Origin of the sequence: Streptomyces sp. NPDC006208 (genome assembly GCF_040613775.1) — a bacterium.
Taxonomy (GTDB): domain Bacteria; phylum Actinomycetota; class Actinomycetes; order Streptomycetales; family Streptomycetaceae; genus Streptomyces.
This window is the reverse complement of the sequence record NZ_JBEXSW010000012.1, coordinates 13,271-40,089: the sequence shown is the minus strand read 5'-3', so window position 1 is coordinate 40,089 and position 26,819 is coordinate 13,271. Positions and strand designations below refer to the sequence as shown.

At 70.7% G+C, this 26,819-nt stretch carries 26 protein-coding genes; 11 read left to right on the top strand and 15 right to left on the bottom strand.

Annotated elements, in window-relative coordinates:
* Positions 1 to 45: 45 nt before the first annotated feature.
* The 7 genes from ABZ208_RS11975 to ABZ208_RS11945 all read left to right on the top strand — a co-directional run bounded on the left by ABZ208_RS11975 (position 46) and on the right by ABZ208_RS11945 (position 5,446).
* A complete protein-coding gene (locus tag ABZ208_RS11975) occupies positions 46 to 897 on the top strand; it encodes a glutamate ABC transporter substrate-binding protein (protein WP_356909358.1) in 852 nt (283 codons plus the stop codon).
* Between the two features lie 102 nt (positions 898 to 999).
* Positions 1,000 to 1,650 carry an amino acid ABC transporter permease gene (locus tag ABZ208_RS11970; protein ID WP_356909357.1) on the top strand — a complete coding sequence of 217 codons (651 nt, stop codon included), beginning with the start codon at positions 1,000 to 1,002 and terminating at the stop codon, positions 1,648 to 1,650.
* Positions 1,647 to 2,558: an amino acid ABC transporter permease gene (locus tag ABZ208_RS11965; protein ID WP_356909356.1), complete on the top strand. Its 912-nt coding sequence runs from the start codon at positions 1,647 to 1,649 to the stop codon at positions 2,556 to 2,558. The genes ABZ208_RS11970 and ABZ208_RS11965 overlap by 4 nt, the downstream gene beginning before the upstream one ends.
* 175 nt (positions 2,559 to 2,733) lie before the next feature.
* Complete coding sequence (locus tag ABZ208_RS11960; protein ID WP_356909355.1) at positions 2,734 to 4,329, top strand: FAD-dependent monooxygenase; 1,596 nt, start codon at positions 2,734 to 2,736, stop codon at positions 4,327 to 4,329.
* Positions 4,330 to 4,361: 32 nt separating this feature from the next.
* The gene (locus tag ABZ208_RS11955) at positions 4,362 to 4,448 is read left to right on the top strand and encodes a putative leader peptide (RefSeq protein ID WP_311605579.1); all 87 of its coding nucleotides are present in this window, start codon (positions 4,362 to 4,364) and stop codon (positions 4,446 to 4,448) included.
* A 69-nt stretch (positions 4,449 to 4,517) separates the two neighbouring features.
* Complete coding sequence (locus tag ABZ208_RS11950) at positions 4,518 to 5,057, top strand: cysteine dioxygenase (RefSeq protein ID WP_356909354.1); 540 nt, start codon at positions 4,518 to 4,520, stop codon at positions 5,055 to 5,057.
* Positions 5,054 to 5,446, top strand: coding sequence for a rhodanese-like domain-containing protein (locus ABZ208_RS11945; RefSeq protein ID WP_356909353.1), 393 nt, complete (start codon positions 5,054 to 5,056; stop codon positions 5,444 to 5,446). The genes ABZ208_RS11950 and ABZ208_RS11945 overlap by 4 nt, the downstream gene beginning before the upstream one ends.
* 140 nt (positions 5,447 to 5,586) lie before the next feature.
* Here the strand turns inward: ABZ208_RS11945 and recX are convergent, their stop codons facing one another.
* The 4 genes from recX to ABZ208_RS11925 all read right to left on the bottom strand — a co-directional run bounded on the left by recX (position 5,587) and on the right by ABZ208_RS11925 (position 9,149).
* Positions 5,587 to 6,156: a recombination regulator RecX gene (gene recX / locus ABZ208_RS11940; RefSeq protein WP_356909352.1), complete on the bottom strand. Its 570-nt coding sequence runs from the start codon at positions 6,154 to 6,156 to the stop codon at positions 5,587 to 5,589.
* Positions 6,157 to 6,159: 3 nt separating this feature from the next.
* Positions 6,160 to 7,287, bottom strand: a complete 1,128-nt coding sequence (recA, locus tag ABZ208_RS11935) for a recombinase RecA (protein ID WP_328395692.1) — start codon at positions 7,285 to 7,287, stop codon at positions 6,160 to 6,162.
* 298 nt (positions 7,288 to 7,585) lie between these two features.
* The gene (locus tag ABZ208_RS11930; protein WP_356909451.1) at positions 7,586 to 8,773 is read right to left on the bottom strand and encodes an AI-2E family transporter; all 1,188 of its coding nucleotides are present in this window, start codon (positions 8,771 to 8,773) and stop codon (positions 7,586 to 7,588) included.
* Positions 8,774 to 8,954: 181 nt separating this feature from the next.
* Positions 8,955 to 9,149, bottom strand: a complete 195-nt coding sequence (locus tag ABZ208_RS11925) for a DUF3046 domain-containing protein (RefSeq protein ID WP_356909351.1) — start codon at positions 9,147 to 9,149, stop codon at positions 8,955 to 8,957.
* Positions 9,150 to 9,228: 79 nt separating this feature from the next.
* On the opposite strand from ABZ208_RS11925, the gene ABZ208_RS11920 reads away from it, so the two are divergent.
* Positions 9,229 to 10,164 (top strand): hypothetical protein, encoded by a 936-nt coding sequence (locus ABZ208_RS11920; RefSeq protein ID WP_356909350.1) that lies wholly within the window; start codon positions 9,229 to 9,231, stop codon positions 10,162 to 10,164.
* A 12-nt stretch (positions 10,165 to 10,176) separates the two neighbouring features.
* On the opposite strand, the gene ABZ208_RS11915 is transcribed toward ABZ208_RS11920, so the two are convergent.
* The 3 genes from ABZ208_RS11915 to ABZ208_RS11905 are packed head-to-tail and all read right to left on the bottom strand — an operon-like array spanning position 10,177 to position 12,153.
* Entirely contained in the window at positions 10,177 to 10,485 is a 309-nt protein-coding gene (locus ABZ208_RS11915) for an AzlD domain-containing protein (RefSeq protein ID WP_328395698.1), read from the bottom strand.
* Positions 10,482 to 11,243 carry an AzlC family ABC transporter permease gene (locus tag ABZ208_RS11910; protein ID WP_356909450.1) on the bottom strand — a complete coding sequence of 254 codons (762 nt, stop codon included), beginning with the start codon at positions 11,241 to 11,243 and terminating at the stop codon, positions 10,482 to 10,484. Before ABZ208_RS11910 ends, ABZ208_RS11915 begins: the two co-directional genes overlap by 4 nt.
* Positions 11,244 to 11,280: 37 nt before the next feature.
* Entirely contained in the window at positions 11,281 to 12,153 is an 873-nt protein-coding gene (locus ABZ208_RS11905) for an AraC family transcriptional regulator (RefSeq protein WP_356909349.1), read from the bottom strand.
* Between the two features lie 137 nt (positions 12,154 to 12,290).
* Between ABZ208_RS11905 and ABZ208_RS11900 the strand changes: the two genes are divergently transcribed.
* From ABZ208_RS11900 to ABZ208_RS11890, 3 genes are all read left to right on the top strand, one after another.
* Positions 12,291 to 16,916, top strand: coding sequence for an ATP-dependent helicase (locus tag ABZ208_RS11900; protein WP_356909348.1), 4,626 nt, complete (start codon positions 12,291 to 12,293; stop codon positions 16,914 to 16,916).
* 251 nt (positions 16,917 to 17,167) lie between these two features.
* Positions 17,168 to 17,986 (top strand): DNA-formamidopyrimidine glycosylase family protein, encoded by an 819-nt coding sequence (locus tag ABZ208_RS11895; protein WP_356909347.1) that lies wholly within the window; start codon positions 17,168 to 17,170, stop codon positions 17,984 to 17,986.
* Positions 17,987 to 18,018: 32 nt separating this feature from the next.
* Positions 18,019 to 18,783 (top strand): SDR family NAD(P)-dependent oxidoreductase, encoded by a 765-nt coding sequence (locus ABZ208_RS11890; protein ID WP_356909346.1) that lies wholly within the window; start codon positions 18,019 to 18,021, stop codon positions 18,781 to 18,783.
* Here ABZ208_RS11890 and ABZ208_RS11885 read toward each other — a convergent pair.
* From ABZ208_RS11885 to ABZ208_RS11850, 8 genes are all read right to left on the bottom strand, one after another.
* Positions 18,731 to 18,970 (bottom strand): hypothetical protein, encoded by a 240-nt coding sequence (locus ABZ208_RS11885; RefSeq protein WP_356909345.1) that lies wholly within the window; start codon positions 18,968 to 18,970, stop codon positions 18,731 to 18,733. The two genes, ABZ208_RS11890 and ABZ208_RS11885, sit on opposite strands and share 53 nt — an antisense overlap.
* A gap of 103 nt (positions 18,971 to 19,073) precedes the next feature.
* Positions 19,074 to 19,544 (bottom strand): DNA starvation/stationary phase protection protein, encoded by a 471-nt coding sequence (locus tag ABZ208_RS11880; RefSeq protein WP_356909344.1) that lies wholly within the window; start codon positions 19,542 to 19,544, stop codon positions 19,074 to 19,076.
* Positions 19,545 to 19,689: 145 nt separating this feature from the next.
* Positions 19,690 to 20,073, bottom strand: a complete 384-nt coding sequence (locus tag ABZ208_RS11875) for a helix-turn-helix transcriptional regulator (protein ID WP_019889909.1) — start codon at positions 20,071 to 20,073, stop codon at positions 19,690 to 19,692.
* Positions 20,074 to 20,182: 109 nt separating this feature from the next.
* Positions 20,183 to 20,692 (bottom strand): CinA family protein, encoded by a 510-nt coding sequence (locus ABZ208_RS11870; protein ID WP_356909343.1) that lies wholly within the window; start codon positions 20,690 to 20,692, stop codon positions 20,183 to 20,185.
* On the bottom strand, positions 20,689 to 21,375 hold the full coding sequence (pgsA, locus tag ABZ208_RS11865; RefSeq protein WP_328395716.1) for a CDP-diacylglycerol--glycerol-3-phosphate 3-phosphatidyltransferase: 687 nt from the start codon (positions 21,373 to 21,375) through the stop codon (positions 20,689 to 20,691). The genes ABZ208_RS11870 and pgsA overlap by 4 nt, the downstream gene beginning before the upstream one ends.
* Positions 21,372 to 22,853, bottom strand: a complete 1,482-nt coding sequence (gene rimO, locus ABZ208_RS11860; RefSeq protein WP_356909342.1) for a 30S ribosomal protein S12 methylthiotransferase RimO — start codon at positions 22,851 to 22,853, stop codon at positions 21,372 to 21,374. The genes pgsA and rimO overlap by 4 nt, the downstream gene beginning before the upstream one ends.
* Positions 22,854 to 22,953: 100 nt before the next feature.
* Entirely contained in the window at positions 22,954 to 23,772 is an 819-nt protein-coding gene (locus ABZ208_RS11855) for a helix-turn-helix domain-containing protein (protein WP_356909341.1), read from the bottom strand.
* Positions 23,773 to 23,962: 190 nt separating this feature from the next.
* A complete protein-coding gene (locus tag ABZ208_RS11850) occupies positions 23,963 to 26,719 on the bottom strand; it encodes a DNA translocase FtsK (protein WP_356909340.1) in 2,757 nt (918 codons plus the stop codon).
* Between the last annotated feature and the right edge of the window lie 100 nt (positions 26,720 to 26,819).

Sequence of the window (26,819 nt, the reverse complement as noted above, 5' to 3'; positions counted from 1 at the left end):
GGATCAGCCGATCACTCTCATCGCGTCAACTCTTAGGGAAGTCACATGAAGCTTCGTAAGGTCACCGCCGCTTCTGCCGCTGTGCTCTCGCTCGCCCTCGCCGCAACCGCCTGTGGCTCCGGCAAGAAGAAGGACGACGCCGCCGGCGGCGGCTCCGAGGCCGGCGGCAAGATCACGATCGGTATCAAGGTCGACCAGCCGGGCATCGGCCTGAAGACCCCGGACGGCTCGTACACCGGCTTCGACGTCGAGGTCGCCACGTACGTCGCCAAGGAGCTGGGCTACAAGGAGTCGGACATCGTCTTCAAGGAGACGAAGAGCGCCGACCGCGAGACGGCGATCGAGCGCGGTGACGTCAAGTTCATCGCCGCCTCCTACTCGATCAACGACGAGCGTCTGCAGAAGGTCGACTTCGCGGGTCCGTACCTGCTGGCCCACCAGGACGTCCTGGTCCGCGCGGACGACGACTCCATCAAGAAGCCCGAGGACCTGAACAACAAGAAGCTCTGCTCGGTCACCGGCTCGACCTCGGCGAAGAACGTCAAGGAGAAGCTGGCCCCGAAGGCCCAGCTGCAGGAGTACGGCGGCTACTCCGAGTGCCTGACCGGCCTGGAGAGCAAGGCCATCGACGCTCTGACCACGGACGACTCCATCCTCGCCGGCTACGCCGCGCAGGAGGCGTTCAAGGGCAAGTTCAAGCTCGCCGGCTTCCGGATGAGCAACGAGAACTACGGCATCGGCCTGAAGAAGGGCGACGCCGATCTCAAGAAGAAGATCGACGCCGCGCTCGAGAAGATGGTCAAGGAAGGCGCCTGGGACAAGGCCGTGGAGGCGAACTTCGGCCCGGCCAACTACAAGAACGAGCCCGCGCCGAAGATCGGCAACATCGTCAAGTGACTGCAGGGCTGACGAGGCGCGCCGCCGCTGACGGCGGCGGCGCGCCGGCCCTTCCCACACGCACACGCGGAAGCGCGGGAGATCGTGTTCGATTTTCTTGATATGAACGAGCTACTGGGGGCGTTCTGGGTGACGGTGAAGCTCACCGTCTACTCGGCCCTCGGCTCCCTGATATGGGGAACAATGCTGGCCGGCATGCGGGTGGGTCCGATCCCGCTGATGCGCGGTTTCGGCACCGCCTATGTGAACGTGGTCCGTAACATCCCGCTCACCGTCATCATCGTCTTCACGTCGCTCGGCCTCTTCACGTCACTCAGCGTCACTCTTGGGGCAGACGGCAACTTCGAGGTGATGAACTTCAGGCTCGCGGTGCTCGGGCTGATCGCCTACACGTCCGCCTTCGTGTGCGAGGCGCTGCGGTCCGGCATCAACACGGTGCCTGTCGGGCAGGCGGAGGCTGCGCGCGCGCTCGGTCTGAGCTTCACGCAGGTACTGCGGCTGATAGTCCTCCCACAGGCCTTCCGCTCGGTCGTCAACCCGCTGGCCAACGTGCTGATCGCACTGACGAAGAACACCACCGTGGCCTCGGCCATCGGCGTCGCCGAGGCCGCGTACGTGATGAAGGACTGGATCGAGGAATACGCCGCGCTCCTGCCGATCGCCGGCGTCTTCGTGCTCGGCTTCATCTGCCTCACGCTGCCGACCGGACTGCTTCTCGGCTGGGTGAGCAAGAAGGTGGCGGTGAAGCGATGACTTCCGTTCTCTACGACGCCCAGGGGCCGCGCGCCAAGCGGCGCAACCTCCTCTACACGGCACTGTTCCTGGTCGCCTTCGCGGCCGTCGGGTGGTGGGTGTACGACGGCCTCAGCTCCAAGGGCCAGCTCGACTGGGTCAAGTGGGAGCCGTTCGTCACCAGCTCCCAGCCGTATGAGACCTACATCTGGCCGGGGCTGCAGAACACCCTGACCGCCGCAGCCCTCGCTCTGGTCATCGCGCTCCCGCTCGGAGCGTTCTTCGGCATCGCCCGGCTCTCCGATCACCGGTGGGTACGAGGCATCGCCGGCACGGTCGTGGAGTTCTTCCGCGCCATCCCGGTGCTGCTCCTCATGCTGTTCGCCAACCAGGCGTACTCCGATTTCACCGACATCGACAGCGAGGTGCGTCCGCTGTACGCGGTGGTCACCGGCCTGGTGCTGTACAACGCCTCGGTCCTCGCCGAGATCGTCCGGGCCGGTATCCAGTCCCTGCCCAAGGGCCAGACGGACGCGGCCAAGGCGATCGGCATGCGCAAGGGCCAGACGATGCGGTACGTGCTGCTGCCGCAGTCGGTGACGGCCATGCTTCCGGCGATCGTCAGCCAGCTGGTCGTCATCGTGAAGGACACCGCCCTCGGCGGCGCGATGCTCTCCTTCTCCGAACTGCTCGCATCGGTCCGCCCGATGAGCGCCAACTACGGCGCGAACACCATCGCCTGCTTCACGGTCGTCGCCGTCATCTTCATCCTGCTGAACTTCGCGCTCACCTCGTTCGCGAGCTGGCTGGAGCGCAAGCTGCGGCGCGGCAAGAAGAGCACGGGCGCGGTGGTGCACGCCGGACCCGGCGGCGGTCTGGAGACCATCGGCCCGCCGACGATCCACGTCGACGACGGCCGGGCGATCTGATTGTCCGTCACGGATTCGGCCCGCGAGGGGCGGTGGCCAGGCGGCCGCCGCCCCTCGCCGAGTTCCGGCGGCGCTTGACGCGGACACCCGCAGTGGGTTGCATACGTTCTGTGATCGCTCACCGGGCTCCAGCCGCACCTCACCGCACAACCCTCCGGGCCCCAGGAGTCTCGACATGGACCCGGTGATCGTCGTCGGCGCGGGGCCTGTCGGCCTCGCCCTCTCCTTGGCCCTTGCCGCTCAGGGGGTGCCGTCCGTCGTGCTGGACGAGAGCGGCGGCAAGGACGAGCCGCGCCCCGCCCGGACCGCGGTGCTGCGCCCCGACACGGCGGCGCTGGTGGAGCGGCTCGGCTGCGCCACGGTGTGTGACGAAGGCACCCGCTGGACCGGTTGGCGCACCATGCGGCGCAAGCAGGGCGTAACGGAATTGCCGCTGGGCAGCGGGGACACGGCCGCTCCGCTGCACATTCCGCAGCATGTGCTCACCCACGGACTGCGCGACGCCGTGGCCGGCCACCGACTCGTCAGGATCGTCACCGACAGCCGTCTCGACTCCCTGGAGCAGGACCCGGGCGGCGTCACCGTGCACACGCGCGGGCCCTCGGGCACCTGGTGGCGCGGCAGCTATCTGGTCGGCTGCGACGGCGCGAGGTCCACCGTGCGCAAACTGCTCGGGATCCGCTTCCCGGGGCGCACTGCTGTGGAACGGCACGCGGTCGCGGCCCTGCGCACCGAACTTCCCTGGCCCGACGAAGCGTTGCTGCACCACCAGCCACCGTGGCACACCGGCGGAGACGAGATCACCGCCCGCCCCCTTCCGGACGGCGTGTGGCGGCTGGACTGGCTGCTGCCGCCCCGGGGTGAACTCGTCACTCCCGACGCCCTGGTGGCGCGGGTCCGGGACACCCTGGCCGGCTGGTGCGGCACCACTCCCCCGTACGAACTCCTCGACACCGGCGTCTACACGCTCCACCACAGGCTCGCCCGGCGCTGGCGGGTGGACCGGGCCTTCCTCGCGGGGGACGCCGCCCATCTGCTCGGAGCGATCGGCACCCAGGCCCTGGACGAAGGGCTGCGGGACGTCGAGAACCTGGCGTGGAAACTCGCGCAGTGCTGGCATCACGGCGCGTCGGCCACGCTGCTGGACAGCTATCAGACCGAGCGACGGGGTGCGGTCGCCGCACGGCTGCGCGCCGCCGACCAGTCGCTGCCGATACTGCGCGGTGGCGGTGGGCTGCGTATGTACCTTCCGGGTGCCGCGCGAGGACATGATGCGATGCTCACCGACAGTCACCTCGGGCAGGGGCCGCTCGGCGCTCCCCCCGTCTACCGGCACTCCCCCCTCGCACCTGAACACGCCCCTTCACAGGCCGCCGTCGATACGGAAGCGGGTGCGGCGGTCGAGGATGTACGCGTGACCGCTCCCGACGGGAACCCGGCACAGTTGCGGGACCGCTTGGGTCAGGGACGGCTGCTGGTGGTACTGGTCGCGCCCGGGACAGGGGTGTGGGACCGGCGGCACTGGGTGAGCGCGGGGGTGATGCCGCGGCTCGCGGCCGCGGTGGACGCGCTGCCGGTCCGGGCCGAGCTGTTGGTGACGGAGAGCTATCCCGGAGCCTCGGCGCACACCGTGCTGATGGTGCGTCCGGACGGGCACCTGGTCGCGGCCTTCGCCGGGGTGCGGCCCGCTGAGCTGTACGCGGCGGCGGACGCGGTGCGCGGGGGTGCCCCGTCGGCGGTGCGCACTGACCGCACTGCGGACATCAATTGACCCTCGAGGGTCTGCATGGTGTACTCCGGAGCGTGACCGACACCGATGTGCGCCTGTGGCGGAGGGTCCATATGGACCTCGTCCGCTATGCGGGCTGCGTGTGTCGACCTTCCTGCTGAATTCGCCTTCCTTCGCGCCGTGGCCTGCTGCGCCCGCGCGCGCTCCAGCGAACTTCCAGGACGGTATACGTGTCCCAGACAGCGTCTCCACCCGCACCCTCCTCCACCGCGACCAGCGCACCGACCGCCGCTGAACTGGTGGACTTCGTCCGCCGCGCGGCGGCGGACGAGCAACTGATCGCCACCCTGCCCCTCGACCCCGAGGGCCGTACCTGGCTGCGGCTCGACGGGCCGGGCGGCAGCGAGGCCTGGCTGATCGGCTGGCCGCCCGGCACCGGCACCGGCTGGCACGACCACGCCGAGTCGTTCGGGGCGTTCGCCACGGCCGAGGGCGAGCTGACGGAGCACTCCCTCGCCGTGCGGCTTCCGGCGAGCGGTTGGAAGACCCTTGAGCTGAACGAGGGCGTGGACCGGGAACGACAGGTGGCCGTCGGTCAGTCCCGCGCGTTCGGCAAGCACCATGTGCACGAAGTGCTGAACGAGTCGGACACCGAGCATGCCGTCTCAGTGCATGCGTACTTCCCGCCGTTGCCGCTGCTGAGGCGCTTCAGCCGGTCCGGCGCGGTCCTGCGTCTGGAGCATGTCGAGCGTCCGGAGGACTGGCAGTGAGCACGGGCAGGCCGATCGGCATCGACGAGCTGCTGGAGCAGGTGCGCGAAGGGTACGAGCGCATCGGACCGCAGCAGGCCCATGACGCCGCCGCGGCCGGGGCACTCCTGGTGGACATCCGCTACCAGGCGCTGCGCGAGCGGGACGGGCTGATCCCGGGCGCTCTGGTGGTGGAGCGCAATGAGCTGGAGTGGCGGCTGGACCCGCAGGGGAGCCACCGAGCCGCCGAGGCGGTCAGCCATGACCTGCACGTCGTGGTGGTGTGCAACGAGGGATACGCCTCCTCCCTCGCAGCTGCTTCTCTGCACCAGCTCGGACTCCACCGCGCGACCGACCTCGTCGGGGGCTTCCAGGCATGGAAGGCTGCGGGGCTGCCGGTCGCCCGGTAGATATGCCGGCGGGGTTGGTCACTGCGCCCGCGGTGGCCACCCGGTCGCTCCGTGCGCGCGGGGCGGGGGCGCGGTGCGGTGTGCGGTGCGCGCGGTACAGAACGCCGCCTGGTCCCTGCGGCCGCCCTCGCTCCCGGGCCCTAGAAGCCGACGTCGTCCAAGTCGTCGGTCTGCTCGCCCTCTTCTTCCAGGGCACGCTTGACCACCCGCAGGGCCATGCCCTCGGAGTACCCCTTGCGGGCGAGCATGCCGGCCAGGCGGCGCAGGCGTCGGTCGCGGTCCAGACCGCGCGTGGCCCGGAGCTTGCGGGCCACCAGCTCCCGGGCCGTCTCCTCCTCCTGGTCGGAGTCCAGCTGCCCGACCGCCTCGTCGATCAGCGTCGCGTCCACGCCTTTGGTGCGCAGCTCCCTGGCGAGTGCCCGCCTGGCAAGGCCACGGCCGTGATGGCGTGACTCCACCCAGGCGTCCGCGAAGGCCGCGTCGTTGATCAGTCCCACGTCCTCGAAGCGGGACAGGACCTCCTCGGCCACCTCCGCCGGGATCTCACGCTTGTGCAGCGCGTCCGCGAGTTGCTTGCGGGTGCGCGGGGTCCCGGTGAGCAGGCGCAGGCAGATCGCCCGCGCCCGCTCGGCCGGATCCTGGGGCGACAGCTCCTTCTCGGCCCTCGACGAGTCGGCGCTGTCGCCCGGCCATTCGGTTCGCCGGGCCACGCGCTAGCCCTTGGCCGCCGCCGTCTTGGACGCCTTGGCCTTCGAGGCCGGTGCGGGCACCGACTTCGCCGCGTCGTCCGACGGGGCCGCCCCGCCTGCCGCGTCCGTGCCGGGCTCCGCCGCGGGGGCCTCCGGCCTGACGCCGACGCCCAGCTTCTCCTTGATCTTCTTCTCGATCTCGTTGGCGAGATCGGGGTTGTCCTTGAGGAAGTTGCGGGCGTTCTCCTTGCCCTGGCCCAGCTGGTCGCCCTCGTACGTGTACCAGGCGCCGGCCTTGCGGACGAAGCCGTGCTCCACGCCCATGTCGATCAGGCCACCCTCGCGGCTGATCCCCTGGCCGTAGAGGATGTCGAACTCGGCCTGCTTGAAGGGCGGCGCGACCTTGTTCTTCACAACCTTGACGCGGGTGCGGTTGCCCACCGCGTCCGTGCCGTCCTTGAGGGTCTCGATACGACGGATGTCGAGACGCACCGAAGCGTAGAACTTGAGCGCGCGACCACCGGTCGTGGTCTCCGGCGAGCCGAACATCACGCCGATCTTCTCGCGGAGCTGGTTGATGAAGATCGCGGTGGTCTTGGACTGGTTGAGCGCGCTGGTGATCTTCCGGAGCGCCTGGCTCATCAGCCGGGCCTGAAGACCCACGTGCGAGTCACCCATCTCGCCCTCGATCTCCGCGCGCGGCACCAGGGCCGCGACGGAGTCGATGACGATCAGGTCGAGCGCGCCGGAGCGGACGAGCATGTCGACGATCTCGAGCGCCTGCTCACCGTTGTCCGGCTGGGACAGGATCAGGTTGTCGATGTCGACGCCGAGCTTCTTCGCGTACTCGGGGTCGAGCGCGTGCTCGGCGTCCACGAAGGCGACCTGACCGCCGGCCTTCTGCGCGTTGGCCACGGCGTGCAGCGTCAGGGTCGTCTTACCGGAGGACTCCGGTCCGTACACCTCCACCACGCGGCCGCGCGGCAGGCCGCCGACGCCGAGGGCGACGTCGAGCGCGGTCGACCCGGTGGGGATGACCTCGATGGGCTCGTTCGGCCGCTCGCCCAGGCGCATCACGGCACCCTTGCCGAATTGCCGTTCAATCTGTGCGAGCGCGGCGTCGAGCGCCTTCTCGCGGTCGGTTCCTGCCATGGGTTCCACCCGATTTGCTTGAGTCGATCGCTTCACGTCAAAGACGCTAACCCCTGCCACTGACAATGGTCCCCGCCGTCCGTCCAACCTGTGGATAACTCGGGAGACCGTGCGGGAATCCAGGGCCGGAATCCCATGAGAATGGATGTTCGATTTTGGTGTCAAGCGCACCACGCAGACCGTCACTTGCGGCCACGACCGAGGCATTCACCCGCCGACGAGGACCACGGGGGCTCCCCGGCTCGACGGTTGCCCGTCCGAGCCACGTGGCATGACGGCCGCCCTGCCGGTGACGGCCTCAGGCCTGCTGCGCTTCGTTCGGACCGCTGTCAGCGGTCTCCGGCACGGCCGCCGTCCCCGTCGTCCCCGCCGGGGCGGCCGGGTCACGCAGCAGACGTCGCATCCGCGCGAGCGCTCGCCCCGCGCGCGGCCGGTGATGGCCCTGCACCCGCGGGTCGTCGGTCACGTCGTACCGCTTCACGTATGCGCCCAGGAACGCCTGCAGCGTCGCGACCGCCGGGATGGCGATCAGCGCACCGACCGCACCGAGCAGCGCCGTACCCGCGACGACCGACCCGAAGGCCACGGCGGGGTGGATGTCGACGGTCTTGGCGGTGAGCTTGGGCTGCAGCACGTAGTTCTCGAACTGCTGGTAGACCACGACGAACCCGAGCACCCACAGCGCGTACCAGGGGTCGATCGTGAAGGCGATCAGCATCGGCAGCGCGCCTGCCAGATACGTGCCGATGGTGGGGATGAACTGCGAGACGAGCCCCACCCAGACCGCGAGCGCGGGGGCGTAGGGCACCTCGAGGATCTCCAGCAGGATGTAGTGCGCGATGCCGGAGATCAGCGCCATCAGACCGCGCGAATACAGATACCCACCGGTCTTGTCGACCGCGATCTCCCAGGCCCGCAGCACCTCGGTCTGCTTGGCCGGCGGCAGTACGGAGCACAGCGCGCGGCGCAGCCTGGGCCCGTCGGCCGCGAAGTAGAACGAGAAGAGGAAGATCGTCAGCAGCTTGAACAGCCCGCCGAGCACGGTGGCAGAGACGTCCAGCACCCCGCTCGCACTGTTCTGCACATACTTCCGCAGCCAGTCGGACCGCAGCAGACTGTCCTGGACCTCGACCCGGGAGAGCTCGGTGTGGAAGGTGTCGTTGATCCAGCGGATCACCGAGTCGAGGTACTTGGGGAAGTCCTCGACCATGTCGACGATCTGGCCGGCCAGCATCGAGCCGAGCAGGACGACGAAGCCGGCGCCCGCGATCAGCACGGCGAAGAAGACCAGGAAGGTGGCCAGTCCCCGGCGCATGCCGCGCGCCGCCATCCGCCCCACGGCAGGCTCGATGGCGAGCGCGAGGAAGAACGCGATCAGGACGTTGATCAGCAGTCCGATGAGCTGGTGGAAGGCCCAGCTGCCGAGCTGGAAGCAGGCGTAGAGCGCCAGGGCGAGGACCATGGCGCGCGGCAGCCAGCGGGGCATCCGGACGGGGCCGGCCACCCCGTTCCCGTGCCGGGGCGGCGGCACGCTGGGCGGTGCGGTCGCCGTGGCGGTGTCCCGCGCCGTCGTCTCGGGGGCGGTTGCGTCCTGGGCGGTCTCGTCGGTCTGGGCCACCCGGCAAGTGTCGCCTACCTGAGTGGCGGCAAAAGGTCCGCCCCGTGACTCATCGCTTGTCGGCAGGGATACCCACGGCGGCGCAGACCCCGCGCCACACGTCCTTGGTCTCCCAGCCCGCGGCGAGCGCCTGGTGGACCGTACGGCCGCCCAGCTCGGACATCACATGGTCACGCGCGAAGGAGTCGGCGTACGCCGGGCCGAAGTGGTCCGCCATCCGCTCCCAGAAAATCGTCAACCGCATGAACTCAGTATCCCGCCCCTGAGAGTGCAGCCCTGGCCGTCCTGCTTGCCGAACGCCGTTTCCGCCCTACGGTCGGAACATGGCCGGAACCGGAGCAACCACAGAGCCCTCTCACCCGTCGCCCCTTGCCCGCGCAGAACGATTCATCTGGCTGACGGCCCGCGTGCTCGAGCAGCGGCGGTTCGCCTACCACTTCCTCCGGGGCAGCGCGGATGCCGTGGAGAGCGCCCTGACCGCGTATCTCAACGAGGACAGCGGCTACGGCCACGCCCTCGAGCCGGATCTGCGCGGCCCGGTGAGCCAGCCGTTGCACACCGCGCACGCCCTGCGCGTGCTCGACTCGATCGGCCGGTGCGGCGGTCTGCGCATCGAGCGGATGTGCCGCTACCTCACGGATGTGTCGACGCCGGACGGCGCACTGCCGGCGATCCATCCCTCGCAGCGCGGCTACCCTGCCGCCCCGTTCATCCCCATCGTGGACGACCCGCCCGGCGAGCTTCTCGCGACCGGGCCGGTGGTCGGTCTGCTCCACCGCAATCAGGTCTGGCACGCGTGGCTGTTCCGCGCCACGGACTTCTGCTGGGCCGCGGTGGACGCGCTCGAGAAATCGCATCCGTACGAGATCGAGGCAGCGGTCACGTTCCTCGACGGAGTCCCGGACCGGGTGCGCGCCCAGGCCGCGGCGGATCGGCTCGGCCGGCTTGTGCGGGAGCAGGGCCTGGTGGTGCTCGACCCGGACCGGGCCGCCGAGCAGCCCGTCCCTCCCGGCTACGCGCCGGGCGAGCACCACTTCGCGTACCACTTCGCCCGCACACCCGAATCGCTCGCCCGCCGCTGGTTCACGGACGAGGAGATGGAGCGTTCGCTGGACCATCTCGCCCGGCAGCAGCGCGAGGACGGCGGCTGGCCCATCACCTGGCGCGAATGGGCGCCCGGGAGCGCACTGGAGGCGCGGTCCATCGTGACCGTCGAGGCGCTGCGCACGCTACGGGCGCACGGCCACGCCATCGGCTGACCGCCCCTCGGGTCAGCCGCCCAGCGCCCGTACGCCGGCGGTGACGGCAACCGCCGCCCCGACGACCACCAGGAAGGGTGCGCGCACCACCAGGGCGACCGCCGCGGCCGCGACCCCGGCGGCCCGGGCGTCGAGGACCAGGGCGTTGTCCACGCTGAAGGTCTGCTGCGCGGTCAGCGCGGCCAGCAGGGCGACGGGCAGCAGGGCAGCCAGCCGCTGGACGAGCGGACGCTCCAGGGTGTCGGCCGGCACCAGCAGGCCGACGAGCTTCACCAGGTAGCAGCCGACAACAGTCGCTGCGATCGCGATCCAGATGCTCATCGGCCCTCACCCTTCGTCCGTCCGGCCTTCGCCTCGTCCGCGCAGACCTTGCCGTCCATTGCGCGGCCCTTGAGCCACAGCACCGCGGGGGCCGCCAGCGCGGCGACCAGAACCGGCACCCCGGCGGGCAGTACCGGCAGGAAGCCGAGCCCGAGCAGCACCGCGAGGGCGGCCACCGCGCGCTCCGTGGCCGTACGCAGCATGGGCGCGAGCAGTGCGAGGAAGACCGCGGGGCCGGCCGCGTCCAGCCCCCAGGCGTCGGTGTCGCCGAGTGCCTCCGCGCCGAGCGCCCCGAGCAGCGTGGTCAGGTTCCACAGCACGTACAGCGTGAGGCCGGTGACGGTGAAGCCGAGCCGGGCGCTGCGCCGGGTGGGCTGCGCGAGGGCGACCGCAGTGGTCTCGTCGATGACCCAGTGCGCGGCGAAGGGCCGTACGAAGCGGGGCAGGGCGAGCAGTTGCGACAGACGGAGCCCGTAGAACGAGTTGCGTACGCCGAGGAAGAACGCGCCCGCGGCGGCGGTGAGCGGGTTGCCTCCCGCGGCGAGCGCCCCGACCAGTGCGAACTGCGAGGCGCCGGTGAACACCAGCAGGCTGAGCGCACAGGTCTGCAGGAGCGTGAGCCCGGAACCCGCGGAGGTCACGCCGAAAGCGAAGCCCGACAGGCCGACGGCGATGCCGACGCCGAGTGCGTCGCGTACGACGGCCGAGTCCGCCTTGGACACCGGCTCCGCCACAGGCGTCGGCGCCCCTGCGGGTATCTCTGGTTGCACTGTCTGTTCTGCCACGTCCGCGACGCTACGCAGGAGCGCCGTCGCCGGTCTTGTACGTTCTTGCGCGCTCCTTGCGGTACGCCCCCGGCGGGACGCCGACGATCCGGGTGAAGTGGCGGTTCAGATGCGGCTGATCGGTGAAGCCCACGGCGACCGCGGCCTCGGCCGGTGTGACGCCCGAATCCAGCAGGCGGCGCGCGCTGCGCACCCGCGCATCGGTGAGCCAGGTGTGCGGCGGCAGTCCATAGCTGGCCTTGAAAGCGCGCAGCAGGGCAAAGGGGCTGGTGTCCAGTTCCTGGGCCAGCTCCTCCAGGGACGGCGGCTCGGTCATGCGTTCCTCGAGGAGCTGCTTGGCGAGCGCCGCTGTTGGTGCACCCGACTCCGTGGGTGTACGGGCGGGCAGCGAGCGGCCGTGCCGGCGCAGCAGCCGGGCGACGGCGATCCGCAGGAGGCTGTCGGCCGCGAGCGCGTTGCCCTCCTCGGCCGCGCGGTGCACCTCGTGCACGAGCCGGGCGGTGTCGGGGTCCTCGACGATGGTCTCGGCGAACGCCGCGGTGCCGCGCAGGGTGGTCATCTCCGCCGCGATCGAGGCGACCAGCTCCGACGACGGGTAGAGGGTGGAGTACACCCAGCCTTCGGGCACCCCGGCACGGGCCGAGTGCGGCACCTCGGGGTTGATCATGACGACGGTGCCGGGTCTGGCCTGGATCGTGCCCTCCGGCATGACGACGTCCTCGATCCCGCGGCGGACCGCGCCGAGGACGAACCCTTCATGGGTGTGACGGGCGAAGGAGTGGCGCACGTACCGGGCCCTGAGCAGATCGAGACCGGGTACTCCCGGGTACTGCCAGTGCCGCGCCCACTCGCCCTTCCGGTCCGCCGCCCCGTCCGTGTCCATACAGACCATTCTGCGCCCGCCCGCCGGGCCGCCTGCCGTCCGTCCAGGTGGTGGACACGCAGAGTGGGCAGGCATCGTCCGGCGCCGGAATCGCCGGCGGGCTTCCGTTGTCAGTGGCCGGGTGCACGATGGGGGACATGGCCAGGACTGCGCTCGACCTCTTCTCCCCCGCGACCCGAGGCTGGTTCACGGGGGCGTTCAGCGCGCCCACCGCCGCGCAGGAGGGAGCCTGGCTGGCCATCGGGGAAGGCTCTGATGTCCTGGTCGTGGCGCCGACCGGATCCGGCAAGACGCTGGCAGCCTTCCTCGCCGCCCTCGACCGGCTCGCGTCCACGCCGCCGCCCGCGGACGCGAAGGCACGCTGCCGGGTCCTGTACGTGTCGCCGCTCAAGGCGCTCGCCGTCGACGTGGAGCGCAATCTCCGCAGCCCGCTGACCGGTATCCGGCAGGAGTCCGTACGCCTCGGGCTGCCGGAGCCCGACGTCCGGGTCGGCATCCGCTCGGGCGACACCCCGGCCGCCGAGCGCCGGTCGATGGCCACCCGGCCGCCGGACATCCTGATCACCACGCCCGAGTCGCTGTTCCTGATGCTCACCTCCTCCGCCCGGGATGCGCTGGCGGGTGTCGAGACGGTGATCCTCGACGAGGTGCACGCCGTGGCCGGGACCAAGCGCGGCGCCCATCTCGCGGTGTCTCTGGAGCGGCTCGACCAGCTGTTGCCGCGACCGGCCCGCCGGATCGGGCTGTCGGCGACGGTGCGGCCGGTGGACGAGGTTGCGCGTTTCCTCTCGCCTCAGCGCCGGGTCGAGATCGTCCAACCGCCCTCTGGCAAGGAGTTCGACCTCTCCGTGGTCGTACCGGTCGAGGACCTGGGTGAGCTGGGCGGCTCCCCCGCCACCGACGCGTCCGAGGGCGCTGGGGAGAAGCCGTCGATCTGGCCGCACGTCGAGGAGAGGATCGCCGACCTCGTCCAGGCGCACCGCTCGACGATCGTCTTCGCCAACTCCCGCCGGCTCGCGGAGCGGCTGTGCAACCGTCTCAACGAGATCGCGTACGAGCGGGCCACGGGCGAGGCGATGCCCGAGGGCGCCCCGCCGGCCGAGATCATGGCGCAGTCCGGCGCCGCGAAGGGAGCGCCGGCGCTGCTCGCCCGCGCGCACCACGGCTCGGTCTCCAAGGAGCAGCGTGCCCTGGTCGAAGAGGACCTGAAAGCGGGCAGGCTCCCCGCAGTCGTCGCCACTTCCAGCCTCGAGCTGGGTATCGACATGGGCGCGGTGGACCTGGTCGTCCAGGTCGAGTCGCCGCCTTCCGTGGCCTCAGGGCTGCAGCGGGTGGGCCGCGCCGGGCACCAGGTGGGCGCCGTCTCCACGGGCGTCGTCTTCCCCAAGTACCGCGGCGACCTCGTGCAGGCAGCCGTGGTCACCGAGCGGATGCGCACCGGCTCCATCGAGTCGCTGCGCGTCCCGTCCAACCCCCTGGACGTGCTGGCCCAGCAGCTGGTCGCGATGGTCGCCATGGACACCTGGCAGGTCGACGACCTGCTCGCGCTGTCCCGCCGGGCGGCCCCGTTCGCGTCCCTCCCGGAGTCGGCCTTCACAGCCGTCCTCGACATGCTCGCCGGACGCTATCCCTCCGACGCCTTCGCTGAGCTGCGCCCCCGCGTGGTGTGGGACCGCGTCGCCGGTACGGTCACGGGCCGGCCCGGTGCCCAGCGCCTGGCCGTCACGTCCGGGGGCACGATCCCCGACCGCGGCCTGTTCGGAGTCTTTCTCGCCGGCGCCGATCCCAAGAAGGGCGGCGGCCGGGTCGGTGAGCTCGACGAGGAGATGGTCTACGAATCCCGGGTGGGAGATGTCTTCACCCTGGGAACCACGTCCTGGCGGATCGAGGACATCACCCGCGACCGGGTGCTGGTCTCCCCCGCCCCCGGCGTCCCGGGCCGGCTGCCGTTCTGGAAGGGCGACCAGCTGGGCCGCCCGCTGGAGCTGGGACGGGCGGTCGGCGCGTTTCTGCGCGAGGTCGGGGGCCTGTCCGACGAGGACGGCAGGCTGCGGCTGCTCGCCGCGGGTCTCGATGCCTGGGCGGCCGACAACGTGCTGGCGTATCTCGACGAGCAGCGCCGCGCCTGCGGTCATGTCCCCGATGACCGCACCATCCTGGTGGAGCGGTTCCGCGACGAGCTCGGTGACTGGCGGGTCGTGATCCACTCCCCGTTCGGCGCGCAGGTGCACGCCCCGTGGGCGCTCGCGCTGGGTGCCAGGCTCGCCGAGCGCTACGGCATGGACGCGCAGGTCATGCACGCCGACGACGGCATCGTGCTGCGGCTGCCGGACGCCGATCTGATGGGCCTCGACCTGCTCGACCAGGATCCGGTCCGTCTGGACACGACGTTCGACAGCGAGCAGGCGCCGATCGGCGCGGCGGACGCACTCTTCGACAAGGGCGAGATCGACCAGATCGTCACGGACCAGGTCGGCGGCTCCGCGCTGTTCGCCTCGCGCTTCCGCGAGTGCGCAGCCCGTGCGCTGCTGCTACCGCGGCGCACCCCCGGAAAGCGCACACCCCTGTGGCAGCAGCGTCAGCGCGCCGCCCAACTGCTCCAGGTGGCGAGCGAGTTCGGGTCCTTCCCCATCGTCCTCGAGGCGGTCCGCGAATGTCTCCAGGACGTCTTCGACGTCCCCGGGCTCACGGAGCTGATGGGTGACATCGAGTCCCGCCGGGTCCGCCTGGTCGAGGTCACCACCCAGGAGCCTTCCCCCTTCGCCCGTTCACTGCTCTTCGGCTATGTCGCCCAGTTCCTGTACGAGGGGGACTCCCCCCTCGCCGAACGGCGCGCCGCGGCACTCTCCCTGGACTCCCGGCTGCTCGCCGAGCTGCTGGGCCAGGCCGAGCTTCGGGAACTGCTCGACGCGGATGTGCTCAGCGAGCTGGAGCGCGAGCTGCAGTGGCTCACGGACGACCGGCGGATCAAGGACACGGAGGGCGTCGCCGATCTGCTGCGGGTGCTGGGTCCGCTCACTGATGCGGAGCTGATCGAGCGCGGCAGTCAGGCCGGGTGGGCCCAGGAGCTGGCCGGGTCGCGGCGGGCCATTCGCGTGCGGATCGCGGGCGCGGACCACTGGGCCGCGGTCGAGGATGCCGGCCGGTTGCGGGACGCACTGGGCACGGCGCTTCCCGTGGGGGTCCCGGAGGCGTTCACCGAGCCGGTCAAGGACCCGCTGGGCGACCTGCTCGCCCGGTATGCGCGCACGCACGGACCGTTCACCTCGGCGCAGGCAGCGAGCCGCTTCGGACTCGGCGCGGCAGTCACGGACGGGGCCCTGCACCGGCTCGCGGCAAGCGGCCGCGTGGTTCAGGGCGAGTTCCACCCTTCCGGCATCGGCCAGGAGTGGTGCGACGCGGGTGTACTGCGGCGGCTGCGCCGCCGGTCGCTGGCCGCCCTGCGCCACGAGCTGGAGCCGGTTCCGCCGGCCGCGCTCGCCACCTTCCTGCCGCAGTGGCAGCACCTGGGCAGCAACAGCCTGCGTGGCATAGACGGACTGGCCCGTGCCGTCGAGCAGTTGCAGGGTGCCGCGGTGCCCGCGTCCGCTCTCGAGAAGCTGATCCTCCCCTCCCGGGTCACCGGCTACACCCCCACCCTGCTCGACGAACTGACCACAACGGGGGAGGTGCTGTGGGCAGGCGCCGGAGCGCTGCCGGGCAAGGACGGCTGGGTCTCGCTCTATCTTGCCGACACCGCACCTCTGTTGCTCCCCGCGCCCCACCCGCTGGAGCTGGCCGCCCTCCACGAATCGGTCCTGACCGCGCTCTCAGGCGGGTACGGGCTCTTCTTCCGCCAGATCGCCGACCAGGTCCGTGCCACCACCCACCCGGACGCCACCGATCCCGAACTGGCCGACGCCGTCTGGGATCTCGCCTGGTCCGGTCGGCTCACCAACGACACCCTGGCCCCGCTGCGTTCGCTGCTCGGCTCCGGCCGCACGGCGGGTTCCACGGCACACCGGGCGAAGCGCACGGTGCCCAGGGGGCGTTACGGCAGCCTCACCGCAGCCGCCCGCCCCGTATCGCGGACGGGGCCGCCGACGGTGAGCGGCCGCTGGTCCCTGCTGCCGGCGGCAGAGCCCGAGCCGACCCACCGGGCGCACGCTCTCGCCCGTACTCTCCTGGACCGCCATGGCGTAGTGACCCGCGGCGCTGTTGCAGCCGAAGGGGTCGAGGGCGGATTCTCCGCCACGTACCGCATCCTGTCCGCCTTCGAGGACAGCGGACAGGCTCGCCGTGGCTATGTCATCGAGGGGCTGGGGGCAGCCCAGTTCGCCATGGACGGCGCCGTCGACCGGCTGCGCGCGGCGGCCACCGCCCGGGATCGCGCGGACGGGCAGAGGGCGCCACGCGCCATCGTGCTGGCCGCCGCCGACCCGGCCAACGCCTATGGGGCAGCGCTGCCGTGGCCGGAGCCGCCGACGGGCGCAGGCCACAAGCCGGGGCGCAAAGCGGGCTCGCTGGTGGTCCTGGTCGACGGCGAGCTGACGCTCTACATGGAGCGGGGCGGCAAGACGCTGCTGTCCTGGGCGACGGACGAGGAGTCGCCGGCACTGCACGCGGCGGCGGAGGCCCTGGCGACGGCGGCGCGCGGGGGTGCGCTCGGCTCCGTCACGGTGGAGCGGGTGAACGGCACGCCGGCCCTGACGTCTCCGCTGGGCCGCGCGCTGGAGACGGCGGGCTTCCACGCCACTCCAAGGGGGCTGCGACTGCGTCCCTGACGAACTCCGCGAGCTCTTCCCCGGCCCGCCCCTCCCCCAGCGGCGGCCCCGCCCCCAGAGCTCTGCCCCCCGCCGTTCTCGGTGGACGGGCCCGCCGCTCGCGGGACGGGCGGGGTCGGCTCCTGGCACGTCCGGGACGGGCATCGAGGACACAGCCACCGGCCCTCCGTGGCCGGAGCAGCGCCCCGGTCCCGGGAAGGCAGGGGCCGGGAAAACACCCCCGCGCAGCGACTCCCCCGCATCATGGACACATGCCCGAAGGAGACACCGTCTGGCTGACCGCGAAGCGCCTGCACACCGCCCTCGCCGGCCGGCCGCTGACCCGGTCGGATCTGCGGGTTCCGCGCCTGGCGACCACCGATCTCACCGGCCGCAGTGTCCTGGACGTCACCCCGCGCGGCAAACATCTGCTGACCCGCATCGAGGGCGGTCTCACCCTGCACTCGCATCTGCGTATGGAGGGCACCTGGCAGGTGTACGAGGCGGGTGAGCGCTGGCGCGGCGGGCCGGCGCACCAGATCCGGGCCATCCTCGGCAACGCTTCGCACACCGCGGTCGGCTACCGCCTGCCGGTGCTGGAACTGCTGAGGACGACGGACGAGGACCAGGTCGTCGGGCATCTGGGACCCGATCTGCTGGGCCCGGACTGGGATCCGGCGACCGCCGTGGCCAATCTGCTCGCCGACCCGGCCCGCCCTCTCGGCGAAGCCCTCCTCGACCAGCGCAATCTCGCGGGGATCGGCAATGTCTACAAGTCCGAGCTGGCCTTCCTGGCACGGGTGACGCCCTGGCTCCCGATCGGCCAACTCCCGCCCGGTGTTCCTGAGCGGCTCGTCGCCACCGCCCGTCGCCTCCTCGACGCGAACAAGGACCGCCCCGACCGTCGCACCACGACCGCCGGTCCCACCCCCGCCGCCCGCCCTCCGGCCCCACGGCTGTACGTCTACGGGCGCATGGGCCGCCCCTGCCCCCGCTGCGGCACCCTGATCCGCAAGGCCGACCAGGGCGACGGCAGCCGCGAGCGCCCCACCTTCTGGTGCCCGCGGTGTCAATCGGGACCGATCAGTTGACGATCCGTCAGATCCGGTCGTACGGTCCCGGCATGGGCCTCACGGCGTACGACCTCACCGGGCGCACCGCGTTCGTCACCGGAGCGGCCGGCGGTATCGGCCGCGCCACGGCAGTCCTGCTCGCCGAGGCGGGCGCCACGGTCCACTGCGCCGACCTGGACGAGAAGGGCCTCGACCGGACCCGCGCCCGGATCACGGGCATCGGCGGCACAGCCCTGACCCACGCGCTGGACGTCACCGACCGCGCCCAGTTGCGCGCAGCGGTGCTCAGCGTGGAGCGGCTCGACATCATGGCCGCGATCGCCGGAATCATGCACACCAGCCCCGTCCTGGAAACCCGGGACGAAGACCTCGACCGCGTTCTCGCCGTCAATTTCAAGGGCGTTCTGTACGCCTGCCAGGAGTCGGCCCGAGCCATGATCGCCGCGGGCACGGGCGGTTCGATCATCACCATGGCATCCGGAGCCATGGACGCCGCCAACGCGGGTCTGCTCTGCTACAGCGTGGCCAAGGCGGCCGTGGTACAGCTCACCAAGACCCTGGCGACCGAACTCGGCCCGCACTCCATCCGTGTCAATGCCGTAGCCCCCGGCTGGGTGCGCACCCCGATGACCGACCGTCACGATGCCGGTCTCCAGCAGCAGGCCGAGGCCGCTCTGGTCAGGATGTCCCCGCTGCGCAGGGTCGGCGAACCCGAGGACATCGCGCACACCGTGCTTCATCTGGCATGCGACGCCTCGTCCTTCATGACGGGTCAGATACTCCGTCCGAACGGCGGCGTCGTGATGCCCTGGTGACCCCTCGGGCTGCCGTCACATGCACCGGCAGCAGGCTCAGCCCCCAACCGCCGGCCGCCACCGCCCCCTCGATGGCCCCGGACTGTTCCGGCATCAGCACCAGCCGCAGAACTGCCCACCACCACGCTCCGCCCACCACGAGCCCGAGCGCGACGACTGGCACGAGGACCGCCCCGCGTATCGCCATGGCTGCCTCCTCCGGTCCACGCTAGTGCGGCGCGCTCGACCCCCGGGAGGGCGCGTGGTTGGCCGATCCGGCGCGCATGGCCGGCCGGGACGCCCCGACCTCGCTATGCGCTCTCCGCCTGGAACATCCAGGCGTGCTTCTCGAGGTCGGCCGTGAGCCCGATCAGGATGTCCTGGCTCACCGGATCCGGGTCCGCGGTCGCCGTGACCCGCTCCCGCATCCTCCCGATGACCGCGCCGAGCGCGTCCACAAGTGTCTGCACGGCGTCCCCGTCCTTGATCCATCCGTCAGGGACCGCCCCGATCGCACTCTGCGCGGCCACGGTCGCCGCCCGCCCGTCCGGTGCCACACCGATCGCGGACGCCCGTTCGGCGACGATGTCCGAGTGCTGACGCGCCGTGTCCACCACCTCGTCGAGCTGCAGGTGGACGGACCTGAATCGTGGGCCGACCACGTTCCAGTGGACCTGCTTGGCCACCAGCCCGAGATCCACCAGATCCACGAGCGCACCCTGCAGGGCACCGCCGACAGTCTTGAGGTCCGCGTCGGACAATGGGCTCTTCACGACAGACATGCATGCCTCCACTCGGTTCCGCCGATACCGTCCACCATTGCACAGCTGCACAAAACGCTCATTCGGGGAAAAGCAACGGGCCCCGGCGGCATCGAGTACCAACCGGGGCCCAGTTGCAAACCAAGCCGTGCAGAGCCTTCGCGGATCAGGCGGCGACGACGTCGACCGCCTCCGCAGGCGCCTTGATCGTCACTCGCTCGGTCGGCACACCCGCCACCGACGTCACAGAGACGGAATTGAGCATCGGGCGTACTGGCGCAGGCACCGGCTCGCTGGCGGCTGCCGACTCGGCCAGTTCGGCCAGCGACAACTCGTCGCTCACTTCGCGCATGAGCTCGGACATCCGTACGTCAAGCGCGTCGCAGATCGCGGAGAGCAGCTCGGAGGATGCCTCCTTCTGCCCCCGCTCCACCTCGGAGAGATAGCCGAGCGATACTCGGGCGGACGAGGAGACTTCGCGCAGAGTACGGCCCTGGCGCTGGCGCTGCCGACGCAGCACGTCACCCAGCAGGCGACGGAGCAGAATCATCGGTGGCTCCCTCCTCGGACCGCGTAGCCGCATCCTTCACGCCCCACCGTACCGCCTTGCGCCGCGGCCGTGCGGGGAGCGATGTCGTGTTCACTCAGGGCTGCAAACATCAAGTCCCCCCGTTGTGTTCCGTATCCTTTGTCCGCACATTCTCGTGGAGTTCTCCGGAGAGCAGCTCGAGCACTCTCCGTACACTCTCTCTACGGATTTCCGCACGGTCCCCGTTCAACCGCAATGCGGCCACTTTCACCTCGCGCCCCGGCCCCGCGACGGCCACGTAGACCGTCCCCACCGGCTGCCCGTCCTGAGGCTCGGGCCCCGCGACGCCTGTGGTGGCGATGCCCCATGCGGCGCCCAGCACATCGCGCACACCGATCGCCATCTGCCCCGCCACCTCGGGATCCACCGCTCCGCGCTGCTCCAGAAGAGTCCCGTCGACCCGCAGAACATCCCTCTTGAGGGTGGTTGCGTAAGCCGTGACGGAACCGCGGAAGGTCTGGGAGGCGCCGGGCACGGAGGTCAGCTCCGCGGCCACCAGACCGCCCGTGAGCGACTCCGCGGCGGCCAGCGTCTCGCCACGCTCCGCAAGCAGTGCCAGCACCCGGGCCGCCGTATTCACCCGGCTGAGCCCTTCCCGGCCCGGTCCCCGGCCCGCGCGGCTCGCTCCTCGGCGAGCCCCTTGCGCCTCAGCACGATCGCCTGCCGCACATAGTCCAGACCTGTGACGACCGTCAGCACGACGGCCACCGCCATCACCCAGAAGCGCAGGGTCGCCAGTGCCCCGGTCAGCGCGAGCACGTACATCCCTACCGCCGTGCCCTGCGCCAGCGTCTTCATCTTGCCGCCGCGACTGGCCGGGATGATTCCGTGCCGGATCACCCAGAACCGCATCAGCGTGATCCCGAGCTCCCGGAAAAGGATCACACCGGTCACCCACCACGGCAGATCGCCGAGGGCCGACAGGCAGATCAGGCCCGCAGCCATGATCGCCTTGTCGGCGATCGGGTCAGCGATCTTCCCGAAATCGGTGACCAGGTTGTACGTGCGTGCCAGATGCCCGTCGAAGATGTCCGTGATCATGGCGACCGCGAAGGCGGCCCAGGCCCAGGCCCGCCATGCCGGGTCGTACCCGCCGTCCTGCAGCATCAGCACCACGAAGGCGGGCACCAGGACCAGCCGCAGCATGGTCAGGATGTTGGCGATGTTCCACAGGCTGGCCTGATTGACGGCTGCAGCACCCAGCTTGCCGCCCGGCGCCGGCCTGCCGGTCCCGCCCGCCGCGGATGCCGGCACTCCGGTCATCTGCCCGCCTCCTCGCCAAGACAGTCGGCCACCAGGTCGACGCCTTCCGTACCCACGACCTTCGCCATGACGATACGACCGGGCTCCAGGCCGTCGCGTGAGGTGAACAGGACCTGGCCGTCGGTCTCGGGCGCCTGGTGCGCGGCGCGGCCCACGGCCCCGTCCTCGCCGTCCACGGACTCGACGAGCACCTCCAGGCTCTCGCCCAGCCGCTCCTCGGCGCGCTGCGCGGTGAGCTCCTCGGCGAGGCGCGACAGATGCTCGAGCCGTTCCGCGATGACGTCCGCGTCCAGCTTGCCGTCGTACGAGACGGCCTCGGTGCCTTCCTCGTCCGAGTAGCCGAAGACACCGATCGCGTCCAGGCGCGCCGCTCCGAGGAAGCGCTCCAGCTCCGCGAAGTCCGCCTCGCTCTCGCCGGGGAAGCCGACGATGAAGTTGGACCGCACGCCGGCCTGCGGGGCCTTGCCGCGGATGGTCTCCAGCAGCTCCCAGAACCGCTCGGTGTCCCCGAAGCGCCTCATCGCGCGCAGCACACCGGGCGCCGAGTGCTGGAAGGACAGATCGAAGTACGGGGCGACCTTCGGCGTCGACGTCAGGACGTCGATCAGTCCGGGCCTCATCTCGGCGGGCTGCAGATAGCTGACCCGCACCCGCTCGATGCCGTCGACGGCGGCAAGCTCCGGCAGCAGCGTCTCCAGCAGCCGGATGTCGCCGAGGTCCTTGCCGTACGAGGTGTTGTTCTCGGAGACCAGCATGACCTCCTTGACGCCCTGCTCGGCCAGCCAGCGGGTCTCACCGAGCACATCGCTGGGGCGGCGCGAGATGAAGGAGCCGCGGAAGGAGGGGATGGCGCAGAAGGAGCAGCGCCGGTCGCAGCCGGAGGCGAGCTTCACGGAGGCGACGGGGCTGGTGCCGAGGCGGCGGCGCAGGGGCGCGCGCGGGCCGGACACCGGGGCGACGCCTTCGGGCAGGTCCTCCGGCGCCGGGGCGACGTCTCCGTGGCCGGGAAGCGCCACATCGGTCGCCTGCTGGCGCTCGACGGGGCTGAGCGGCAGCAGCTTGCGCCGGTCACGCGGAGTGTGCGAGGCGTGGACGCCGCCACTGAGGATGGTCTGCAGCCGGTCGGAGATGTCGGCGTAGTCGTCGAAGCCGAGCACGCCGTCGGCCTCGGGCAGCGCCTCGGCGAGCTCCTTGCCGTACCGCTCGGCCATACAGCCGACGGCGACGACGGCCTGGGTTCTGCCGCCCCCCTCCTGAGCCGCAGCCTTGAGATCGTTGGCTTCCAGCAGGGCGTCGACTGAGTCCTTCTTGGCGGCCTCGACGAATCCGCAGGTGTTGACCACGGCGACATCGGCGTCGGAGGCGTCCTCGACGAGCTCCCAGCCGTCCGCTGCCAAGCGGCCTGCGAGTTCCTCCGAGTCCACCTCGTTACGGGCGCAGCCGAGAGTGACAAGGGCGACGGTACGGCGTTCGGGCATGAGCTCAAGACTACTTTGTCCCGGCCCACGCCCTTGCCGCGAGGGTTCTGCGCTCCCTCGTACCGTCGCCCCGGCCGATGTACGTGCCGTCCGGACAGGCCTAGCCGACCTCGGGGTCGCCCTTGGTGTAGGACAGCCGCTCGACGCCACCCATCTCGAACTCGGCCTCGACCTTCTTGCCGTTCACATACAGCTCGATCGCCCCGGCGTTGCCGAGGATGAGATCGACGCGCTCGTCGTCCTGGAAGGTCTTGCTCTCGCCCTTCTTCAGGGTGCCGTCGAAGAGCAGCTTGCCGTTGTGCGACTTGGCGGAGATCCAGCTCTTGTCGTCCACGGCCGACAGCTTCACCGTCACCTTGTCCGAGGGCACGGCCGCGATGGCACTGTCCGACGGGGCGGGCTTGGGATCGGCAGGCTTGCTCGGCGGCGCCTTGGTGGGACCGGTCGTCTCGGGCGCCGAACCCTCGGCGACCTGGTTGTCCTGGCCGTCGCCGCCGTTGAAGAGCGTGAAGCCGGCGAAGCCGACCACGGCGACGATCGCGGCGACCATGGCCGCGGTCCAGTTGGGGCGCCGGCGCTCGGGACGGATCCGCTCGGCCTCGAAGAGCGGCGCCGCGGGCGTCGGCGCGGGCCGCCCGCCATGGGCCGCGTCGTACTGCGCGATCAGTGGACTGGGATCGAGCCCGACGGCGCGGGCGAGCGTACGGATATGGCCGCGGGCGTACACATCGCCGCCGCAGCGGGAGAAGTCGTCCTCCTCGATCCCGTGCACGATGGGGACGCGCACCCGGGTGGAGGCACTGACCTCGTCAACGGTGAGGCCTGCGTCGACACGCGCCTGCTGGAGCGCGTGGCCGATCGAAGGCCGGTCGTCTTCGACTGAAGGCCGGTCGTCTTCGGGGGAGTTGCCGATGGACACGGGGGCGCCTTTCGAGCGTGTAACCACCTGCTGGAGGTTCAGTTTAGGGGTGGTACGAAAGGGTGGGGCAACCGGGCGGTAGGAATATGTACGCCATCAGAATGGCCGGTCATCCCGAGGCTCAGGACATCATCGTGTCCCTCCCTCCAACTTGACGTACGACCAAGGGAAACGGTTGCTCACGGAACCGTTACGACTGTGACTCGCCGCGGATGATCGCGAGCACTCCATCCAGTTCATCCGGTTTCACCAGGACGTCGCGCGCCTTGGAACCCTCGCTGGGCCCCACGATGTTGCGCGACTCCATCAGATCCATGAGTCTGCCCGCCTTCGCGAAGCCCACACGCAGCTTGCGCTGGAGCATCGAGGTGGAGCCGAACTGGGTGGAGACGACCAGCTCCGCCGCCTGGCAGAGCAGGTCCAGATCGTCGCCGATGTCCTCGTCGATCTCCTTCTTCTGCTTGGCGCCGACCACGACGTCGTCGCGGAAGACCGGGGCCATCTGATCCTTGCAGTGCTGGACGACCGCCGCGACTTCTGCCTCGGTGACGAACGCCCCCTGCATCCGCGTCGGCTTGTTGGCGCCCATCGGGAGGAACAGCCCGTCGCCCTTGCCGATCAGCTTCTCCGCGCCCGGCTGGTCCAGGATGACCCGGCTGTCGGCGAGCGAGGAGGTGGCGAACGCGAGCCGGGACGGGACGTTCGCCTTGATCAGACCGGTGACGACATCCACGGACGGCCGCTGGGTGGCCAGTACCAGATGAATACCGGCGGCGCGCGCCAGCTGTGTGATGCGGACGATGGCATCCTCGACGTCGCGCGGTGCGACCATCATCAGATCCGCGAGCTCGTCCACGATGACCAGCAGATACGGGTAGGGCTGCAGATCGCGCTCGCTGCCCGGCGGGGGTGTGGCCTTGCCACTGCGCACGGCCTGGTTGAAGTCGTCGATGTGCCGGTAGCCGAAGGCCGCCAGGTCGTCGTAGCGCAGGTCCATCTCACGCACCACCCATTGGAGGGCCTCGGCGGCCCGCTTGGGGTTGGTGATGATCGGCGTGATCAGATGCGGGATGCCCTCGTACGCGGTGAGCTCGACCCGCTTCGGGTCGACGAGCACCATCCGTACGTCCTCAGGGGTCGCCCGGATCATCACCGACGTGATCAGGCAGTTGATGCACGACGACTTGCCGGATCCGGTCGCACCGGCGACCAGCACGTGCGGCATCTTCGCGAGGTTGGCCATCACATAGCCGCCCTCGACGTCCTTGCCCAGGGCCACGAGCATCGGATGGTCGTCCCCGGCGGCGTCCGCGAGGCGCAGCACATCACCGAGATTGACCATCTCGCGGTCGGAGTTGGGGATCTCGATACCGACGGCCGACTTGCCGGGGATCGGCGAGATGATCCGTACGTCGGGGCTGGCGACCGCGTACGCGATGTTCTTGGTCAGTGCGGTGATCCGCTCGACCTTCACGGCCGGGCCCAGCTCCACCTCGTACCGGGTGACCGTCGGGCCGCGGGTGAACCCGGTGACCGACGCATCGACCTTGAACTCCGCGAACACGTTCGTCAGCGACGCGACGATCGCATCGTTGGCGGCGCTGCGCGTCTTGCCGGGACCGCCACGCTCCAGCAGACCCAGCGACGGCAGCGCGTACGTGATGTCCCCGGACAGCTGGAGCTGTTCGGCGCGCGGCGGCAGGGGCTGGGACCGGTCGGGGTCGGGTGCCTGCTTGGTCAGATCCGGCACGGACGCCTCGGGCTCGGGCGCCGGCTTCTCGGGCCGGCGTGCGGAAGGCACCGGGGACGCGGCGCGCTGCCGGTCCGCGGTGACGTCGCGGGTGAGGTCGGCGACGAGCGGAGAGGGCGGCATGCCGTTGAGTACGGCTCCGTCCAGCGCCGCGGCCGCGGCGGCCGCCACGTCCACGGCGTCCATCTCCCGCCCCATCGCGGGCTGTACGGAGGGCCTGCGGGGCCGGCGGCGGCGGGAGAGAGCCTCCGCCTCGGCCGACTCCGGGTCGTACTCGTCCGCTTCCTCGCCACGGCGCGCGGAGGAGCGCCGCGGACGGGCGGGCATCGCATCGCGCCACTGATCGTCGTACCGCTGGTCGTCCTCGCCGGCTTCGTCGTCCGCGCCGGGCAGGTCGACGATGCCGAGCTTGGAGCCGAGCAGCCTGAGCCGCTGAGGAATGGCGTTGACGGGGGTGGCGGTGACGACGAGCAGCCCGAAGACCGTGAGCAGCACGAGCAGCGGTACGGCGAGCACCTCGCCCATGGTGAAGATCAGCGGCTTGGACGCTGCCCAGCCGATCAGACCGCCCGCGTCCTGCATCGCCTCGGTACCCTCGCCCCGGCCCGGCGAGCCGCAGGCGATGTGGACCTGGCCGAGCACGCCGATGACGAGCGCGGACAGGCCGATCACGATGCGGCCGTTGGCGTCGGGCTTTTCGGGGTAGAGGATCAGCCGCACGGCGATCGCTGCCAGCAGTATCGGCACCAGCAGATCGAGCCTGCCGAACGCGCCGGTCACCAGCATCTCGACGAGATCGCCGACGGGACCGTTCAGGTTGGACCAGGTGCCGGCCGCGACGATGAGGGCCACGGCGAGCAGGAGCAGCGCGAGCCCGTCCTTGCGGTGGGCCGGATCGAGTCCCTTGGCACCACGCCCTATCCCGCGGAACAAGGCGCCGACGGCGTGCGCGAGCCCGAGCCAGAGGGCGCGCGCGAGGCGGTACACACCCCCGGTCGGGGACGGCGCCGGCCTGGGAGCGGCCGCCTTCTTCGCAACGGCCTTCTTGGCCGGCGCCTTCTTGGCGGGTGCGGTCTTCTTGGCGGCGGCCTTCTTGACGGGCGCCGCCTTCTTCGCGGCGCCGGTGGTGCGGCCGGCGCGCTGCTTTGCGGTGCCCGCCGTGCCCTGGGAACCCTTGCCGGACGTACGTGAGGCCATGGTGCTGAGGTTACCGGTGTCGACGGCAGTGGACACGTGTGCCTACTGCTTCACCCTTTCGTGTCGCCCTGCTCGAGGCGGTGAACTGACGCTCCCTCAA

What these genes read in the sequence shown, in the direction of transcription:
- ABZ208_RS11885 (WP_356909345.1), bottom strand. Translation starts at nt 18,970, where the DNA reads ATGGCGATACGCGGGGCGGTCCTCGTGCCAGTCGTCGCGCTCGGGCTC.
- ABZ208_RS11895 (WP_356909347.1), top strand. Translation starts at nt 17,168, where the DNA reads ATGCCCGAAGGAGACACCGTCTGGCTGACCGCGAAGCGCCTGCACACC.
- ABZ208_RS11925 (WP_356909351.1), bottom strand. Translation starts at nt 9,149, where the DNA reads ATGCGGTTGACGATTTTCTGGGAGCGGATGGCGGACCACTTCGGCCCG.
- ABZ208_RS11970 (WP_356909357.1), top strand. Translation starts at nt 1,000, where the DNA reads ATGAACGAGCTACTGGGGGCGTTCTGGGTGACGGTGAAGCTCACCGTC.
- ABZ208_RS11850 (WP_356909340.1), bottom strand. Translation starts at nt 26,719, where the DNA reads ATGGCCTCACGTACGTCCGGCAAGGGTTCCCAGGGCACGGCGGGCACC.
- ABZ208_RS11880 (WP_356909344.1), bottom strand. Translation starts at nt 19,544, where the DNA reads ATGTCTGTCGTGAAGAGCCCATTGTCCGACGCGGACCTCAAGACTGTC.
- ABZ208_RS11915 (WP_328395698.1), bottom strand. Translation starts at nt 10,485, where the DNA reads ATGAGCATCTGGATCGCGATCGCAGCGACTGTTGTCGGCTGCTACCTG.
- pgsA (WP_328395716.1), bottom strand. Translation starts at nt 21,375, where the DNA reads ATGACCGGAGTGCCGGCATCCGCGGCGGGCGGGACCGGCAGGCCGGCG.
- ABZ208_RS11890 (WP_356909346.1), top strand. Translation starts at nt 18,019, where the DNA reads ATGGGCCTCACGGCGTACGACCTCACCGGGCGCACCGCGTTCGTCACC.
- recA (WP_328395692.1), bottom strand. Translation starts at nt 7,287, where the DNA reads ATGGCAGGAACCGACCGCGAGAAGGCGCTCGACGCCGCGCTCGCACAG.
- ABZ208_RS11905 (WP_356909349.1), bottom strand. Translation starts at nt 12,153, where the DNA reads ATGGACACGGACGGGGCGGCGGACCGGAAGGGCGAGTGGGCGCGGCAC.
- ABZ208_RS11920 (WP_356909350.1), top strand. Translation starts at nt 9,229, where the DNA reads ATGGCCGGAACCGGAGCAACCACAGAGCCCTCTCACCCGTCGCCCCTT.
- ABZ208_RS11900 (WP_356909348.1), top strand. Translation starts at nt 12,291, where the DNA reads ATGGCCAGGACTGCGCTCGACCTCTTCTCCCCCGCGACCCGAGGCTGG.
- ABZ208_RS11965 (WP_356909356.1), top strand. Translation starts at nt 1,647, where the DNA reads ATGACTTCCGTTCTCTACGACGCCCAGGGGCCGCGCGCCAAGCGGCGC.
- ABZ208_RS11960 (WP_356909355.1), top strand. Translation starts at nt 2,734, where the DNA reads ATGGACCCGGTGATCGTCGTCGGCGCGGGGCCTGTCGGCCTCGCCCTC.
- ABZ208_RS11975 (WP_356909358.1), top strand. Translation starts at nt 46, where the DNA reads ATGAAGCTTCGTAAGGTCACCGCCGCTTCTGCCGCTGTGCTCTCGCTC.
- rimO (WP_356909342.1), bottom strand. Translation starts at nt 22,853, where the DNA reads ATGCCCGAACGCCGTACCGTCGCCCTTGTCACTCTCGGCTGCGCCCGT.
- ABZ208_RS11930 (WP_356909451.1), bottom strand. Translation starts at nt 8,773, where the DNA reads ATGCCCCGCTGGCTGCCGCGCGCCATGGTCCTCGCCCTGGCGCTCTAC.
- ABZ208_RS11875 (WP_019889909.1), bottom strand. Translation starts at nt 20,073, where the DNA reads ATGATTCTGCTCCGTCGCCTGCTGGGTGACGTGCTGCGTCGGCAGCGC.